The 15,863-nt window shown below is 71.5% G+C and carries 15 protein-coding genes, 1 tRNA gene and 1 pseudogene; 10 read left to right on the forward strand and 7 right to left on the reverse strand.

The genetic code is table 11. The features are described 5' to 3' along the window. Window positions 1–103: 103 nt before the first annotated feature. From AB0B63_RS10380 to AB0B63_RS10390, 3 genes are all read left to right on the forward strand, one after another. The gene (locus AB0B63_RS10380) at window positions 104–985 is read left to right on the forward strand and encodes a helix-turn-helix transcriptional regulator (protein WP_357016681.1); all 882 of its coding nucleotides are present in this window, start codon (window positions 104–106) and stop codon (window positions 983–985) included. Then, on the forward strand, window positions 955–1,176 hold the full coding sequence (locus AB0B63_RS10385; protein WP_091253343.1) for a DUF397 domain-containing protein: 222 nt from the start codon (window positions 955–957) through the stop codon (window positions 1,174–1,176). Before AB0B63_RS10380 ends, AB0B63_RS10385 begins: the two co-directional genes overlap by 31 nt. 152 nt (window positions 1,177–1,328) lie before the next feature. Next, window positions 1,329–1,724: a hypothetical protein gene (locus AB0B63_RS10390; RefSeq protein WP_208565223.1), complete on the forward strand. Its 396-nt coding sequence runs from the start codon at window positions 1,329–1,331 to the stop codon at window positions 1,722–1,724. On the opposite strand, the gene AB0B63_RS10395 is transcribed toward AB0B63_RS10390, so the two are convergent. The 4 genes from AB0B63_RS10395 to AB0B63_RS10410 all read right to left on the reverse strand — a co-directional run bounded on the left by AB0B63_RS10395 (window position 1,692) and on the right by AB0B63_RS10410 (window position 4,505). Next, window positions 1,692–2,312, reverse strand: coding sequence for a hypothetical protein (locus AB0B63_RS10395; RefSeq protein WP_357016685.1), 621 nt, complete (start codon window positions 2,310–2,312; stop codon window positions 1,692–1,694). The genes AB0B63_RS10390 and AB0B63_RS10395 overlap by 33 nt on opposite strands. Before the next feature lie 118 nt (window positions 2,313–2,430). Beyond that, entirely contained in the window at window positions 2,431–3,237 is an 807-nt protein-coding gene (locus AB0B63_RS10400; protein ID WP_208565224.1) for a WecB/TagA/CpsF family glycosyltransferase, read from the reverse strand. After that, window positions 3,234–4,307, reverse strand: coding sequence for an NAD-dependent epimerase/dehydratase family protein (locus tag AB0B63_RS10405; RefSeq protein ID WP_208565225.1), 1,074 nt, complete (start codon window positions 4,305–4,307; stop codon window positions 3,234–3,236). Before AB0B63_RS10405 ends, AB0B63_RS10400 begins: the two co-directional genes overlap by 4 nt. Before the next feature lie 112 nt (window positions 4,308–4,419). After that, window positions 4,420–4,505, reverse strand: a tRNA-Leu gene (locus tag AB0B63_RS10410). A gap of 226 nt (window positions 4,506–4,731) precedes the next feature. Between AB0B63_RS10410 and AB0B63_RS10415 the strand changes: the two genes are divergently transcribed. The 7 genes from AB0B63_RS10415 (at window position 4,732) to pknB (ending at window position 13,782) form a co-directional block, all read left to right on the forward strand. Then, on the forward strand, window positions 4,732–5,529 hold the full coding sequence (locus AB0B63_RS10415) for a DUF3662 and FHA domain-containing protein (RefSeq protein ID WP_208565226.1): 798 nt from the start codon (window positions 4,732–4,734) through the stop codon (window positions 5,527–5,529). Between the two features lie 6 nt (window positions 5,530–5,535). Further along, complete coding sequence (locus tag AB0B63_RS10420) at window positions 5,536–6,024, forward strand: FHA domain-containing protein (RefSeq protein ID WP_208565227.1); 489 nt, start codon at window positions 5,536–5,538, stop codon at window positions 6,022–6,024. Continuing rightward, complete coding sequence (locus tag AB0B63_RS10425) at window positions 6,021–7,445, forward strand: PP2C family serine/threonine-protein phosphatase (protein WP_357016690.1); 1,425 nt, start codon at window positions 6,021–6,023, stop codon at window positions 7,443–7,445. Before AB0B63_RS10420 ends, AB0B63_RS10425 begins: the two co-directional genes overlap by 4 nt. Before the next feature lie 92 nt (window positions 7,446–7,537). Then, a complete protein-coding gene (locus tag AB0B63_RS10430) occupies window positions 7,538–8,965 on the forward strand; it encodes an FtsW/RodA/SpoVE family cell cycle protein (protein WP_357016693.1) in 1,428 nt (475 codons plus the stop codon). After that, window positions 8,962–10,467, forward strand: a complete 1,506-nt coding sequence (locus AB0B63_RS10435) for a penicillin-binding protein 2 (RefSeq protein WP_208565230.1) — start codon at window positions 8,962–8,964, stop codon at window positions 10,465–10,467. Before AB0B63_RS10430 ends, AB0B63_RS10435 begins: the two co-directional genes overlap by 4 nt. 1 nt (window position 10,468) lies before the next feature. Further along, window positions 10,469–11,980: a serine/threonine-protein kinase gene (locus AB0B63_RS10440; RefSeq protein ID WP_208565802.1), complete on the forward strand. Its 1,512-nt coding sequence runs from the start codon at window positions 10,469–10,471 to the stop codon at window positions 11,978–11,980. Continuing rightward, window positions 11,977–13,782, forward strand: a complete 1,806-nt coding sequence (pknB, locus tag AB0B63_RS10445) for a Stk1 family PASTA domain-containing Ser/Thr kinase (protein WP_357016696.1) — start codon at window positions 11,977–11,979, stop codon at window positions 13,780–13,782. Before AB0B63_RS10440 ends, pknB begins: the two co-directional genes overlap by 4 nt. A 117-nt stretch (window positions 13,783–13,899) precedes the next feature. Here pknB and AB0B63_RS10450 read toward each other — a convergent pair whose 3' ends face one another. The 3 genes and pseudogenes from AB0B63_RS10450 to AB0B63_RS10460 all read right to left on the reverse strand — a co-directional run. Further along, the gene (locus AB0B63_RS10450) at window positions 13,900–14,550 is read right to left on the reverse strand and encodes an aminodeoxychorismate/anthranilate synthase component II (RefSeq protein ID WP_208565232.1); all 651 of its coding nucleotides are present in this window, start codon (window positions 14,548–14,550) and stop codon (window positions 13,900–13,902) included. A gap of 4 nt (window positions 14,551–14,554) precedes the next feature. Continuing rightward, window positions 14,555–14,833: a hypothetical protein gene (locus AB0B63_RS10455; protein WP_208565233.1), complete on the reverse strand. Its 279-nt coding sequence runs from the start codon at window positions 14,831–14,833 to the stop codon at window positions 14,555–14,557. Between the two features lie 5 nt (window positions 14,834–14,838). After that, window positions 14,839–15,747 (reverse strand): annotated as a pseudogene (locus tag AB0B63_RS10460) (class E sortase); the annotation flags it as partial. Between the last annotated feature and the right edge of the window lie 116 nt (window positions 15,748–15,863).

Raw genomic sequence — 15,863 nt, forward strand, 5'->3', positions numbered from 1 at the left:
GGTCGCGCCCTTGGCGGTAATGGACGCGGGCGCGATCGACCGGAGGTAACCGGGTGGGCCCGAGGCACCAGCTTTCCCCGTCAACAGGACCCGGGGCGACCCGATGAGCGAACGGCGGAGCCCGACCATCCGGCGTCGCCGGCTCGGGGCCGAGCTGCGCCGGCTGCGCGACGGTGCCGGGATCACCATAGAGGCGGTCGCCGAGCAGTTGGAGTGCTCCGCCTCCAAGGTCTCCCGGATCGAGACCGGTCACACCTCGGCGACCCCGCGTGACGTCCGGGACATGCTCCGCATCTACGGGGTGGTGGGCGCGGAGAGCGAAGAGCTGGTGCAGATCGCCCGCGAGGCGCGGCAGAAGGGCTGGTGGCACCCCTACAGCACGGTGCTCGTCGGGGCGTACGTCGGCCTGGAGGCGGCGGCCGGTTCCATCCGGGCGTACGAACAGCAGGTCGTGCCCGGTCTGCTGGAGACCGAGGAGTACGCCAGTGCGATGATCCAGGCGGCCCGTCCGGACATCTCTCCCGATCAGGTGCAACAACGGGTGCGTGTCCGATTGGGCCGTCAGTCGTTGTTGACCCAGGACGATCCGGTCGATCTGTGGGTGGTGCTCGATGAGGCGGTGTTGAGTCGGCCGGTGGGCGGCGACGCGGTGATGCGTGGTCAGCTCAGACGGCTGGTGGAGGTGGCCGAACTGCCGAACGTGACGCTGCAGATCCTGCCTTTCGAGGTGGGAGCGCACGCCGGCATGGACGGGACCTTCACGATTCTCGGTTTCCCCGACTCGGTTGATCCGGATGTCGTGTACGCGGAGAACGCCACGGGTGGGCTCTTCCTGGAGAAGAGCGACGAGCTACAGAAGTACAACTTCATCTTCGATCAGATTCGGGCAGCGGCCAGGCGACCGGAGGAGTCCATCGCACACATCGCAGAACTGGCAGAGGAGCCGTTGTGGAAATGGCGACCAAGAGGTTCCCCGAGGACCTGACGCAGGCGACCTGGTTCAAGAGCTCAAAAAGTGGGCCGAACTGTGACAACTGCGTCGAGGTAGCTTACGTGATCGGGGCGGTCGGGGTGCGGGACTCGAAGGACAAGACAGGTCCCGCCCTCGTATTCGCCCCCGGGGAATGGAACGCCTTCGTCGCCGACGCTCGGAACGGCGCGTTCGGCCAACACTGACCAACGCAGCGTGGCGTTGACCGCGGGTCGGTCGGGGGACACTCCCCGGCCGGCCCGTCGCCACTTGCGCCCCCGCATCGTTGAACCTCGGTACGGCGCTGGTCGATGACCCGCCACACGCGGCGGCAACCAAGCGAGGCAGGCGAGAGCACATGACGACGATCGGTTCAGAAAACCTCACCCACGGCCCGGGCCGGGTCGAGCGCTTCGGCGGCAAGTACCGCAGCGCCCGCCGCGACACGATGCTCACCGAGGTGGGCGCCGGCGACACCGACTTCGATGGCGACGGTGTCCTCGCACCCGAGCAGGCCGGGCCACCGATGACGTCGCTCGACCCGAACCCGCTCGCCGAGCCGTCGTTTCCCAAGGACACCTGGTACACGGAAGCACCCGAGTCGATGATCGACCACCCGCTGCTGCGTGGCCTGCTGCTGGAGTTGCCGCCCAAGGGGAGCGTACCGCCGCCCGGCTGGCTGGACCGGTGGTTCGAGGCGACCCGGGCGATCCTGGAACTGCTATACGTGCAGGGAGCCGGCCGCAGCCGGTGAGGCGGGCAGGCCGACCAGCGCGGGTCCGGTGCCCGGCAGCGTCCGCTCCGTGAGCCGGTTGTGCCGCAGGCCGTGGCGTACCCCGATGGCGAGGACGGCCAACCCGCCGACGGTGAGCGCGACCCCGGTGACCCCGTTGCCGGCACCCAGGTCCAGCCCGGCGGCGGTGAGCAGCCCCGGCACGGTGGCCAGCGCGGTCACCTGCACGGGTAGACCGACCAGCGGGTGCCCGGCGGCGGCCCGTAGACCGTACGGCGCGGGGGTCTCCGGCGCGGCGGCGAACGCGCCCGCGCCCGCCCGCAACCTGCGGACCCGGCGCACCGTGCAGACCGCCACCGCGAGCGCCGGCACCGCCACCAGTGGAAGCTGCCCGGCGGCCCGGTCGACCGGGGTGTCCCCACCGCTGACCGTGCCGGCGACCAGCACCGTCGCGGTCAGTGCGAGCCCGGCCACGGAGAGGGCGAGCAGCCATCCGGTACGCCGTCGCAGCGTGCGGGCCCGATCCAGCCGGGGGAGGCCGTCCGCCACGACGCCGGCGGCGAGCCAGACGGCGGCGATCGACAGCAACACGATGAGATGCCCATCCATGGACACAGCCTTGCCCACAACGGCGGGCGGTGAATCCGGGGCGGGCCCCTGTTCCACCCGGACGCGCCCCCGTAGGGGTGGACCGGTCAGTCGGCCGGCCGGGATCCGCAGTGGACCCTCAGACCGCGAAGGTGGCCGGCCGTTCGGTGGCCGGGGCCGGTGGCCGGGCCTTCCACAGGCCGGTCTTCTGGCCGGCGAGGCGGGTCAGGTAGGCGGGGTTGAGGATGACGTACCGCCGCCAGAGCCGCTTCGGCTCCAGGCCGAGCCGCCAGAACCACTCCAGGCCGGCCCGCTGCATCCACGGCGGCGGCTGCCGGAGCAGGCCGGCGTGGTAGTCGAAGGCCGCGCCGACGGCCATCAGCGGCATGTCCAGCAGGGGCCGCATCGCGTACGTGAAGACCTCCTGGCGGGGGCAGCCCAGGCCGACCAGCACCAACCGGGCACCACTGGCCCGGATCCGGTCGGCGATCTCCACGTCCTCGCCGGGCTGCACCGCGCGGAACTTCGACGGCTCCACCCCGGCGATCTTCAGGGCCGGGAACATCCGCTCCAGCGCCGGGATCAGCTTCGCCAGGGTCTCCTCGGTCGAGCCGTACAGGTAGACCGGCAGGCCCTCGTCGGCGAAGCGGCGCAGCACGTGCAGGGTCAGCGTCGGGCCGTAGACCCGGTCGGCCAGGCCGGCGTGGTGCAGCAGGTTGAGCGCCCAGCGCACCGGCTGGCCGTCCGGGGTGACCACGTCGAAGGAGTTGAGCCGGGCGTTGTGCGCCGGGTCGAGCACCCCGGTCATCACCCCGTGCACGGCCAGCGCGGTCAGCGCCAGCGGCCGGCGGTCCCGGGCCGCCGCGACGACCTGCTCGGTGGCCGAGGTGTAGTCGGTGGCGTCGACCAGGACGCCGAGGACGTTGCGCTTGCCCTGTGCGGTCATGCTCCCGGCACCCACTTGTCGACGTTGGCCTGGTAGATCTCCCGCATGATCATGGGTACGTCGTAGACCTGCTTCCAGCCCGGGTAGTCGGCCTGGAACGCCTCGTTCGAGCCGATCCACCACTTGTGGTCGCCGATCCGGTTCGCGTCGACGTACTCGGTGATCATCTCCTGGCCGGTGATCTGCTCGGCCAGGGCGAACGCCTCCCGGTTGGAGGTGTTGGAGTGCCGACCGCCACCGAGGTTGTAGACCGCCGCCGAGCGCGGCTCACGGAAGAACGCCTCGAACGCCGACACCACGTCGGAGCTGTGGATGGCGTCGCGGACCTGTTTGCCCTGGTAGCCGAAGATCTTGTAGGTGCGGTGCTCCATGTTGGCCCGCATCACGTACCCGAGGAAGCCGTGCAGCTCGGTCGCGGAGTGCGCCGGGCCGGTCAGCGTGCCGCCCCGGAAGCAGGCCGTGCGCATGTCGAAGTAGCGGCCGTACTCCTGCACCATCACGTCGGCGGCGACCTTGGAGGCCCCGAAGACCGAGTGCAGGCAGGCGTCGATCGACATGTCCTCGCGGATGCCCTGCTCGTACGGGTGGCCCGACTCGATCTCCCAGCGGGTCTCCTGCTCCACCAGCGGCAGGCTGTTGGGGCGGTCCCCGTAGACCTTGTTGGTCGAGCAGTGGATCACCGGCGCCTCGATGCAGTGCTCCCGCACGTTCTGCAGGACGTTGAGGGTGCCACCGGCGTTGACGTCGAAGTCGGTGAACGGGTCCCGTACCGCCCAGTCGTGCGACGGCTGGGCGGCGGTGTGGATCACCACGGCGATGTCCCGGCCGTACCGGGCGAAGAGCTTGCCGAGGGTGTCCCGGTCGCGGATGTCGATGCTGTGGTGCGCGTACGCCGACCCCAGCTCGTCGGTCAGCCGCCGGACGTTCCACGCGGTCGAGGCCTCGGCGCCGAAGAACTCCTGCCGCATGTCGTTGTCGATGCCGACCACGTCCAGACCGAGCCCGGCGAAGTGCCGGACCGCCTCGGAACCGATCAGACCGCCCGACCCGGTCACCAACGCGACACTCACACGACACCCCTGGTCAAAGGTAGGAGGCTGGAAAAACCACCGGAGCATAGCCTGACGTCCGGTACGCCCCGATACGAAGTGAGGGCCCCGCGACTGCGGAGCCCTCGTCTGATGGTGGGGATGGGGGGAGTTGAACCCCCACGTCCTTTCGGACACACGGACCTGAACCGTGCGCGTCTGCCATTCCGCCACATCCCCGTGGCACGACCGTCGAACGCGGTGGTGCGTCGACCCCGCCGTCTCCGGCGGGCCCGGAACATCCTACCCGGTCCTGCGGTCTCGCCTCGACCGGTTACCGTTCCTGCGAGCGGTCACCCTTCGTGGCGGACGAAAGAGTAGCACGGGCCTGGGGGCCGCTCCGAACGGGCCGCCGCGCGGTGGCCGAGCGGCGCGCGAGCTGCACGCGCGCCGTCCAGATACCATCATGTCCTCGGGACCCGAGGAGGAGCCGGTGAGCGTGCTGCAACGCTTCGAGAAGCGTCTGGAAGGCCTGGTCGAAGGGGCCTTCGCCAAGGTCTTCAAAGGGGTGGTCCACCCCGTGGAGATCCTCAACGCCATGCAGCGGGAGGCCGAGGCGCACAAGGCCATCCTCGCTGGTGGCCGCACCCTGGTGCCCAACCGCTACGTGATCGATCTCTCCCCGTACGACCACAGTCGGTTGGCGCCGTACGCCGCTGCGTTGGCCCAGGAGCTGGCCCAGTCGCAGGCGGAGTTCATCGGTGAGCAGGCGTGGACGGTCTACGGCGACGTGATCGTCGAGGTCGAGCGGGGCGAGGGGCTGGACACCGGCATGTTCCGGGTCACCGCCGAGGTCTACACCGGCGGCGAGGTCGCCCCGGTGTCCTCCCCGGGCGGCTACGACCCCGGCCCGCCGGCCTACCCGGCGTACGACCAGGGCGGCGGCTACGGTCCGCCGCCCGGCCATGGCGGTGGCGGCGCGCGCAACGTCCGGCTGGTCTCGGGCGACGGCCGCACCTATCCGTTGCAGATGGGCTCGACCGTGATCGGCCGGGGCGACCAGGCCAACCTGCGCCTGCCCGACGTCGGGATCTCCCGGCGGCACGCCCGGCTGGACTTCGACGGCGGCCAGGTGGTGCTGACCGACCTCGGGTCCACCAACGGGACCATGGTCAACGGCCAGCGGGTCTCGGCGGTCGCCCTCAACCCGGGCGACATGATCCAGCTCGGCACCACGACGCTGACCTTCCGCGTGGACGGCTGACCCGCCTTGCCGGAACTCGTCATCACCGTCGCCCGGTTCGGGTTCCTCATCCTGCTGTGGATCTTCGTGTTCACGGTGGTGGGTGTCATCCGTCGGGATCTGTTCGCCGGTGCCCGGTCGGGCCGGCTGGTGGCCGCGCCGCGGGGGGTCGGCGCCTCGACCCAGCAGCAGGCGGCGAAACCGGCGAAGGCGAAGCGGGGCCGGGCGGCCCACCAGTTGGTGGTCACCGCCGGCCAGCTCGCCGGCACCCGGATCACCCTCGGCGAAGCGCAGATCACCATCGGTCGGGCCGAGGACTCCACCCTCGTCATCACCGACGACTACGCCTCCGCGCGGCACGCCCGGCTGGTGCCCCGGGACGGTCAGTGGTTCGTCGAGGATCTCGGCTCGACTAACGGCACGTACCTCGATCGCGCTAAGGTCACCGGACCGACCCCCGTCCCCCTCGGCGTGCCGATCCGTATCGGCCGCACCTCTCTCGAATTACGGCCATGACTCTGACCCTGCGCTATGCGGCCCACAGCGACCGCGGTCTGATCCGAGACGGAAACCAGGACTCCGTCTACGCCGGGCCGCGGCTCCTCGCCGTCGCCGACGGCATGGGCGGCATGGCCGCCGGTGACGTCGCCAGCAACATCGTCATCGGTGCCATGGCGCCGCTCGACGAGGACGTCCCGGGGGACGCGCTCGTCGACGCGCTGCGATCGGCCGTGGGCACCGCCAACCAGCAGCTCCGCGACACCGTGGACGCCAACCCGCAGCTGGAGGGGATGGGCACCACGCTCACCGCGACCCTCTTCTCGGGCAGCAAGCTCGGCATGGTCCACATCGGCGACTCGCGTGCCTACCTCCTGCGCAACGGCGAGTTCGCCCAGATCACCAAGGACGACACCTACGTCCAGATGCTCGTCGACGAGGGACGGATCAGCGCGGAGGAGGCGAGCAGCCACCCCCAGCGCTCGCTGCTCACCCGCGCCCTCGACGGCCGGGACATCGACCCGGAATACAGCGTCCGGCAGGTGCTGCCCGGGGACCGCTACCTGATCTGCAGCGACGGCCTCTCCGGCGTGGTGAGCGCGGAGACCATCGGTGACAGCCTCCGGGAGTACACCGACCCGCAGCAGTGCGTCGAGCGGCTGGTGCAGCTCGCCCTGCGCGGCGGCGGACCGGACAACATCACCGTGATCATCGCGGACGCCACCGACCAGGACATCGTCGAGGCGAGCCCGATCGTCGGCGGGGCCGCCGCCCGGGACCGGGGGATGGCCACCGCGGCCGACGACTCCACCCCGGCGGCCCGCGCGTCGGCGCTGTCCGCCCCGCGCCCGCCCGCACCGGAGGAACCCGCCGCCAACCGGGACGACGACCCGGAGCGCCCCCGCCGGCCGCTGCGTACCGTGGCGATGCTGGCGGCCCTGCTGGTCATCCTCGGTGGTGGCCTCTTCGCCGGCTGGAGCTACACCCAGCGGCAGTATTACGTCGGGGCGACCGACAACGGGCAGCTCGCGGTCTTCCGGGGGGTCCCCGGCCAGGTCGCCGGCCTCGACCTGTCCAGCGTGAACTCGACCAGCCAGGCCAAGCTCGACGACCTGACCCTGGCCGCCCAGGAGCAGGTCAAGCAGGGCATTCAGGCCAAGAGCCGGCCGGACGCGCTGCGCCGGTTGGCCGAGCTGACCAGCGAGGACCCGGGCAACCCGAACCTGAAGCCGGTCTGCCCGCCGGTTCCCTCCCTCGTCACCGGCTCCCCGGTGCCGGCGAACCCGCCGGTGACGCCCGGTCCCGGTACGCCCAGCCCTGGCGCGACCGGCAGCACGGGGACCACCTTCACCCCCACGCCGTCCACCACACCCGACGCCTCGGCCTCCGACGCGGTTCCGCCGGCCGGAGACCCGGCGGGCTGCCGGTCGCCCGAGTGACCGCCGGCTGAGATCCGAGGGACACCTTCTTGACCGCAGCGGCCCAGCCGGTAGTCTCGCCCGCCACGACGGGCGAGCGGCCCGGCGTACGTATGGCGCGGTCCCGGCGTAACGCCGAACTGTCCCTGCTGGCGCTGGCGATGGTGCTGGTGGCCGCGTACGGGGCGATCGTCGAGGCTAATTTGCTCGACACCGTCACCCGCGACTTCTGGATGCCGGCCGCCGCACTGGGGCTGGTCTTCTTCGGTATGCACCTGGTGATCAGGTGGTTGGCACCGTTCGCCGATCCGGCCCTGCTGCCGGCGGTGGCCCTGCTCAACGGCATCGGGGTGGGCTTCCTGCGTCGCCTCGACCTGGGCAAGGCCGCGCCCGCCGACCGGGAGACGCTGGCCATCTTCGCCGGCACCGGTGGCCGCCAGCTGGCCTGGACGCTGGCCGCGGTGGTCCTGGCCGCCGGGCTGCTGGTGGTGATGCGCGACCACCGGGCGGTCTCCCGGTACGCGTACACGCTGGGGTTGGCCGGCATCGTGCTGGTGATGATCCCGGCGGTGCTGCCCGGCCGGTTCTCCGAGATCAACGGCGCGAAGCTGTGGATCCGGGTCGGTGGGTTCAGCATCCAGCCCGGTGAGTTCGCCAAGCTGGCACTGCTTGTCTTCTTCGCCTACTACCTGGTCCGCAAGCGTGAGGTGCTGTCGCTGGCCAGCCGCCGCGTCCTCGGCATCGACTTCCCGCGTGGCCGGGATCTCGGCCCGGTGGTCGGGGTCTGGCTGATCAGCCTGCTGGTCCTGGTCTTCGAGAAGGACCTCGGCACGTCGCTGCTCTACTTCGGCATGTTCGTGGTGACGCTCTACATCGCCACCGAACGGGTCAGTTGGCTGCTGATCGGTCTCGTCCTCTTCTTCGGCGGCGCCTACCTCGCGTACGTGCTCGGTGGCACGGTGGGTGGGCCGTTCGCCAACTTCTACACCCGCGCGGAGATCTGGCTCGACCCGTTCGCTGAGCCGTACGACCGGGGTTACCAGCTGGTGCAGGGGCTGCTCGGCCTGGGCAGCGGTGGCCTGTTCGGGTCCGGGCCGGGCGCCGGGGAGCCGCTGGAGATCCCCGAGGTGCAGAACGACTTCATCTTCGCCGGCATCGGTGAGGAGATCGGCCTGTTCGGGTTGACCGCGCTGCTGGTGGTCTACCTGCTCGTCGTCGAGCGGGGGCTGCGGGCCGGGCTGGCGGTGCGGGACTCGTTCGGCAAGCTGGTCGCCGGTGGTCTCGCCTTCACCCTGGGGCTCCAGGTCTTCGTGATCGTCGGCGGGATCAGCAAGCTCATTCCGCTGACCGGTCAGACCACCCCGTTCCTGTCCGCAGGTGGCTCGTCGCTGATGGCGAACTGGCTGCTCATCGCGGTGCTGCTGCGTATCTCCGACGCCGCCCGGCGGCCGGTGGCCCAGGGTGGTGGCCCGGCGGCCCGGCCGGGTGGCGGCCCGCCGGAACAGCTGCACGGTGCTCCCACGGAGGTGATCCGCCCGTGAACGCGCCCCTGCGCCGCGTCGGCGTCGTCGTCATGGTCCTGTTCGGTCTGCTCTTCGCCAACCTGAACTGGATCCAGGCCTACAAGGCGGACGAATACCGCAACAGCGATTACAACGGCCGGGTCCAGGTGGCCGAGTACGAGCGCCGGCGGGGCAACATCGAGGCCGGCGGCACCGCCGTGGCCACCAGCAAGGAGACCGGCGGCAAGCTGAAGTTCCAGCGCAGCTACCCGGCGGGGACGAAGTACGCCCACGTGCTCGGCTACAAGCCGGTCAACCTGGGTGACACCGGCATCGAACGGCTGGAGAACGACTTCCTCGCCGGCACCAGCGACGCCCTGCTCGGCAACCGGATCAAGGACATGTTCACCGGCGACGAGAGCGGCGGCGGCAACGTGCTGCTGAGCATCTCGAAGCGGGCCCAGGACACTGCCTACGAGCAGCTGCGCAACAACCGCAACGGGGTGAAGAAGGGCGCGGCCATCGCCATCGACCCGCGTACCGGTGCGGTGCAGGCGCTGGTCTCGATGCCCAGCTTCGACCCGAACCCGCTGGTCGACCACGACACCAACGTCGCCTCCGCGGCCTACAACAAGTACGAGCAGGACCCGGACGGCCCGCTGAAGAACCGGGCGCTGTCGGAGGTCCTGCCGCCCGGCTCCACCTTCAAGATCGTGATCGCCGCCGCCGCCCTGGAGAACGGGGTCGGCAAGGACACCGAGATCCCGGCCGGGCCGAGCTGGACCCCGCCGACGTCGGGCACGGAGATCCGTAACGCCGCCGCGTCGATCTGCCCGGAGGCGCAGGTCACCCTGATGGACGCGGTCACCGAGTCGTGCAACACCGGCTTCGCCCAGCTCGGCGTGAAGCTCGGCGCGGACACGGTGAAGGAGAAGGCCCGGCAGTTCGGCTTCGAGCAGGGCGACCTCACCGTCGGGCAGCTCGGCGAGGGGGGCCTGCCGGTGGCGGCCAGCCGGACCGGCGACATGCAGAACCCCGACGGCGGCACCGACCCCGCCGCCCTGGCGCAGTCCTCGATCGGCCAGAACAACGTCCGGATGACCCCGCTCCAGGGGGCGCTGATCGCCGGTTCGGTCGCCAACAAGGGCCGGCAGATGCGTCCCTACCTGGTCAAGCAGCTCCTCGGGCCGGACCGCACCACCAGCTACTACAACGCCCAGCCCCGGGAGCTGCGCCAGCCGGTCAGCGGCCAGGTCGCCGACGACCTGCGGGACATGATGGTCAGCGTGGTCAAGAACGGCACCGGCAGCTCGGCGGCCATCGACGGCTACACCGTCGGTGGCAAGACCGGCACCGCGCAGTCCGCCCCGGACCGGCCCGACCACGGCTGGTTCATCGGCTTCGCCCTGGACAAGAACGGCAACGCCGTCTCCGCGGTCTGCGTGGAGCTGGAGCAGGCCGGCAGCGGCGGCAGCGCCGAGGCGGCCCGGATCGGCGGCAAGATCATGCAGGCGGCCATCGCCGATGCGGGGGGCCGCTGACATGCTCAGCCCCGGGGTGCAGCTCGGCAACCGCTACCGTCTCGACGAGCGGATCGCCAGCGGCGGCATGGGCGACGTGTGGCGCGGCACCGACCAGGTGCTGGGCCGTACGGTCGCGGTGAAGAGCCTGCTCCCGGCGCTGCTCGACGAGCCCGGCTTCGCCGAACGGTTCCGGGGCGAGGCGCGCACCATGGCCACCATCAACCACCCCGGCGTGGTCGACGTCTACGACTTCGGCAGCGACCAGGAGATCGCCTTCCTGGTGATGGAGTACGTCGAGGGCGACGCCCTGTCGGCGACGCTCAGCCGGGTCGGCCGGCTCACCCCGGCCCGGACGATGGCGCTGCTCGCCCAGGCCGCCGACGCGTTGCACGCCGCCCACGAGAAGGGCATCGTGCACCGGGACGTCAAGCCGGGCAACCTGCTCGTCCGGCCCAACGGGACGCTGGTGCTGACCGACTTCGGCATCGCCCGGTCCGAGCTGGTCGGTCAGCTCACCGCCGCCGGATCGGTGCTCGGCACCGCCTCGTACATCTCCCCCGAGCAGGCCACCGGCGCGGTGGCGACCCCCGCCTCCGACGTGTACGCCCTCGGTGTCGTGGCCTACCAGTGCCTGGCCGGTCGGCGACCCTTCGAGGGCGACAACCCCCTCGAAATCGCCATGCGGCACGTCCGGGACACTCCCCGGGCCCTGCCCGGGGACATCCCGCCGCAGGTCAAGGCGATCGTGGAGCGGGCCATGGCCAAGGAGCCCGGCCACCGCTGGCCGAGCGCCGCCGCCCTGGCCGCCGTTGCCCGGCAGGCCAAGCAGGTCCTCTCCCAGCAGGCCCGCGCGGGGGGTGGACATCCCGGCCCGGTATCCGGTGGCCCGGTCTCCGGTGGTCCGGTCTCGGGTGGCCCGGTCTCCGGGGCGGCGCCGGCCTCCCCCGCCGGCCCGATGGCCCGTGCCCAGGTGCCCGCCGTACCCCGGCAGCAGCCGGCGGCGCTGGCCCACCAGCACCGTCCGCCGGTCAGCGGGCAGGCCCGTCCGCCGGTCGGTGGGCAGTCCCGGCCACCCGTCAGCGGTCAGGCCAGGCCGCCGGTAGCAGCCCGGCACCCGCAGCCACCGGTGGCGCAGCAGCGCCCGCCGGTTCAGGCCACCCCGATGACCCGGCCCTACCCGCAGCAGCCCCGGGGCGCGGCGGCAGTCCCGTCGGCCCCGCTGCGTGCCGACCGACCCATGGGGTACGCCCGGCAGCCGCTCCCACCCCCGGCCCCGCCACAGCGTTCCCGGTCCGGCATGGTGACCCTGGCGATTCTGCTGGCGGTACTGGTGCTGGTCTGTTCCGGGGTGCTCGCCTACGCGGCGCGACAGCGGACCAGCGCCGGTGATCCCAGCGCGCCCCAGATGACGTCCGGCGCGCTGAGTGCCTTCGGACGCGACGATCCGGCCGGGACGTCGTACCGTCGGGTGGTACGGCTCGAACCGGGTGCCGGCGAGACGACGACGAGCGAAGGACGACGAACGCGATGACAGCCCAGGCCCGCCTGCTCGGTGGCAGGTACCAGGTCGGCGAGCTGCTCGGTTACGGCGGCATGGCCGAGGTGCACCGTGGCCGGGACCTCCGGCTCGGTCGGGACGTCGCGATCAAGATGCTCCGGACAGACCTGGCCAGGGACGCCACCTTCCAGATGCGGTTCCGCCGCGAGGCGCAGAACGCCGCCTCGCTGAACCACCCGGCGATCGTCGCCGTCTACGACACCGGCGAGGAGACCGCCCCGACCGGCGAGACCCTCCCGTTCATCGTGATGGAGTTCGTGAACGGGCGGACCCTCAAGGAGGTCCTCGGCGTCGAGGGGCGGCTCCAGCCGCGCCGGGCGTTGGAGATCTGCGCCGACATGTGCGCGGCCCTGGAGTTCAGCCACCGGCACGGGATCATCCACCGGGACATCAAGCCCGGCAATGTGATGCTGACCCAGACCGGTCAGGTCAAGGTGATGGACTTCGGCATCGCCCGTGCGTTGGCCAGCGGCGCCACCACGATGACCCAGACCAGCGCGGTGATCGGCACGGCCCAGTACCTCTCCCCGGAGCAGGCGCGCGGCGAGGCCGTCGACGCCCGCTCCGACGTGTACGCCGCCGGCTGCGTGCTGTTCGAGCTGGTCTGCGGTCATCCGCCGTTCGTCGGCGACAGCCCGGTCAGCGTGGCGTACCAGCACGTGCGGGAGGCCCCGCCGACGCCCAGCGACATCAACCCGGACGTGACCCCGGCGATCGACGCGATCGTGCTGAAGGCGCTGTCCAAGAACCCGCTCAACCGCTACCAGAGCGCCGGTGAGATGCGGGCCGACCTGCTCCGTGCCGCCGCCGGCCGGCCGGTGATGGCGACCCCGGTGATGAGCCAGGACGAGACCACCCCGATGGCGGCGGCTGCGGCCGGTTACCCGACGCAGGTGGTCGGTCAGCAGACCCGGCACATCCCGGCCCGGGTCGGTGACCCGCAGCGGCGCAAGAGTTCCGCCTGGGTGATCGCGGCGTTCGCGGCGGTCGGCGTGCTGGCGGTGATCGCCCTGGTCGCGGCCCTGCTGATGAACGGCGACGAGACCAAGACGAGCCCGGTGCCCAACCTGGCGGGCAAGACGCAGGACGCCGCCTTCACCGAGATCCGCAACGCCGGCCTGGTGCCGGCGACCGGTGACCAGGTCTTCGACAGCACCTGCAAGGTGGGTACGGTCGCCCGGCAGGACCCGCCGGCCGGCACCCCGCTGGCCGAGAACCGTCAGGTGACGGTGAACATCTGCGGCGGCAAGCCCGAGGTCAGCATCCCGACCGGCCTCAAGGGCAGCAAGGTCGACAGCGCGCAGGCCCGCCTGAGGGACGCGAAGTTCGTCGTGAACGTCGTGGACAAGGACAGCGAGGAGAACGAGGACATCGTCCTCGACGTGTCCCCGCCCGAGGGGGAGAAGGTGCCGGAGGGCACCAAGGTGACCCTGACCGTCTCCCGGGGCAACGTCCGTGAGGTGCCGAACGTCAAGGACCTCAGCCAGGCGGAAGCCATCCGGGCCATCGAGAACGCCGGTTTCAGGGCCAACCCCGAGCTCGGCTCGGAGGTGCCGGCGGACGAGGCCGGCAAGGTGCAGAGCCAGAACCCGAAGGCCGGCACCAAGAAGACGAAGGGGAGCACGGTCACCATCGTGGTGAGCGTGCCGGAGGTGACCGAGCCGCCGACCCCGCCGACCCCGACCACGCCGGTGCCGACCACCACACCGCCCGGTGACGGCACCGGGGGCGGGTTCCCGCTGCCCACCCCGCCGTTCCGGGTCGAGGACCAGTGACCCGTACCCTGCGATGACGTTCAGGCCCGGTCCGGTTGGACCGGGCCTGGCTCTTTCGGCGGTGACCCACCGGCACCGGTCGGCGCGTGCCCCGGCGCTCGGGCGGCGTCGGCCGTGTCAGTTGGTGGCGAAGGCGGCCCGGCGGCGGGCGTCGACCTCGGCGGCCAACTCCGGGGCGCGTTCCAGGGCCTCCGGGTGCCCGCAGGCGGCGACCCAGTTCGCCAGCATCAGGTGGCCGCCCTCGGTGAGCACCGACTCCGGGTGGAACTGCACCCCCTCGATCGGCAGGGTCCGGTGCCGCATCGCCATCACCACACCGGACTCCGTCCAGCCGGTGACCTCCAGCTCGTCGGGGAGCGTCTCGGGGAGCACCGCCAGCGAGTGGTAGCGGGTGGCGGTGAACGGGTCCGGCAGGCCGGCCAGCACCCCGACGGAGTGGTGCCGCACCTCGGAGGTCTTGCCGTGCAGCAGCTCCGGTGCCCGGGTGACGGTCCCGCCGAACGCCTCACCGATCGCCTGGTGGCCGAGGCAGACGCCGAAGATCGGCAGCTCCCCGGCGTACCGGCGGATGACGTCGAGGCAGATGCCGGCGCGGTCCGGGCTGCCCGGCCCCGGCGAGAGCAGGACGCCCGCCGCGCCGACCCGGCCGACCTCGGCGACGTCGATCTCGTCGTTGCGTCGGACCTCGCACTCCACCCCGAGCTGGCCCAGGTACTGCACGAGGTTGAACACGAAGGAGTCGTAGTTGTCGATCACGAGGACACGCATGGGCTCACTGGTCCGGAGAGGGGGCGGGTGGGGTGTTGTTGCGGTCGGTGTCGTACGGCAGGTCGTGCCCGTCGCCGGCCGGCGCGTCGGGATCGACGGCGGAGTCGCCGCCCGGGTTGCCGGAGTCCTGGGTCACCTGGACGTCGTCGAAGGGCAGCAGCGGCTCGGCCCAGGGGAAGATCACATACCAGAGCAGCGCCACCGTCGCGGTGGCGAGCAGCACCGATCCGATGAGCTTGCCGGGCAGCCCGAAGGGCAGCTTGCGCCAGATGAACGAGTACACCGTGGTCAGCCTCGCAGTTCCGGCGGTGGGCCCGCGGACTTGGGCTGCGCGCGGTCGAGCTCGGCGTGGACGATCAGCCGCTGGTAGTTGTCGAACTTGGGGTTGCAGGTGGTCAGGGTGAGCAGTTTGCGGGTGGCCTTCGCGTTCGGCTCGCCCGGCACCGGAGCGACCACCTCGACCTGGTCGGGGCGGACGATCCGGGTCTGGTAGACCTTGTAGACGTACCAGTCCTGCTTGCCCTCCAGCAGGATCGCGTCTCCGGTCTTCAGCTCGTCCAGCCGCCAGAAGGTGGCCCGGTTGCGGTGCCCGGCCACGGAGAAGTTGCCCACCTCGCCGGGGAGCGCGCTCTTCGGGTAGTGGCCGGGGGCGTACCGGATGTCCTCCTGGGTGACGCCCTCGACGACCACCCAGTTCTTGTCGAGGCTGGGGATGTAGAGCCCGGCGATGGGCTTGCCCTCGGCGGGGGCGACCTGCTTGGCCGGGGTGCTCGGGCTGACCGTCGGGTCGCCGGTCGGGCCCCACGCCTGTTCCAGTTGCTTGTTGAGTTTGCTCTGGTGGGCGTCGACGAGGGCGGACTTGCCCCAGATCTCGTACCCGGCGAACAGGAGCACCACCAGTCCGAAGGTGATCAGTACTTCGCCGCTGACCCGTACCCCGGTGCGCAGCCGTGAGCCGAAGCTGGGCCGGGTCAGCTCCGAGTAGACGCTCTTGTAGCCCTCCCCGGTCTGTTCCGGGCGCAGCTGCACGACCCGCTCACCCCGCCGGGGCGGGGGTGGTGGCGGGGCGGGCTCGCCGGAGCCGGGGTGTTCGGGGGCGGGCGGCACCGCACCCATCAGGGCGGTGGAGTCCAGCGCCGGGTTGTTCGGTCGGGCCGGCACCACCGGCAGCAGCGCCGTGGCCGCCGGGTCCGCCGGGTGGTCCGGTCCCGGCCGGCCGTGCTCCACCGGCCCGTTCCCGGGTACGCCCCGACCGTGGCCCGTGCCGGGGGCGGGGGCGCCCGGCCAGGCGGGTGGCGGTTGGCGTGCCGGGA

The organism is Micromonospora sp. NPDC049081 (assembly GCF_040648835.1).
Classification (GTDB): domain Bacteria; phylum Actinomycetota; class Actinomycetes; order Mycobacteriales; family Micromonosporaceae; genus Micromonospora; species Micromonospora antibiotica.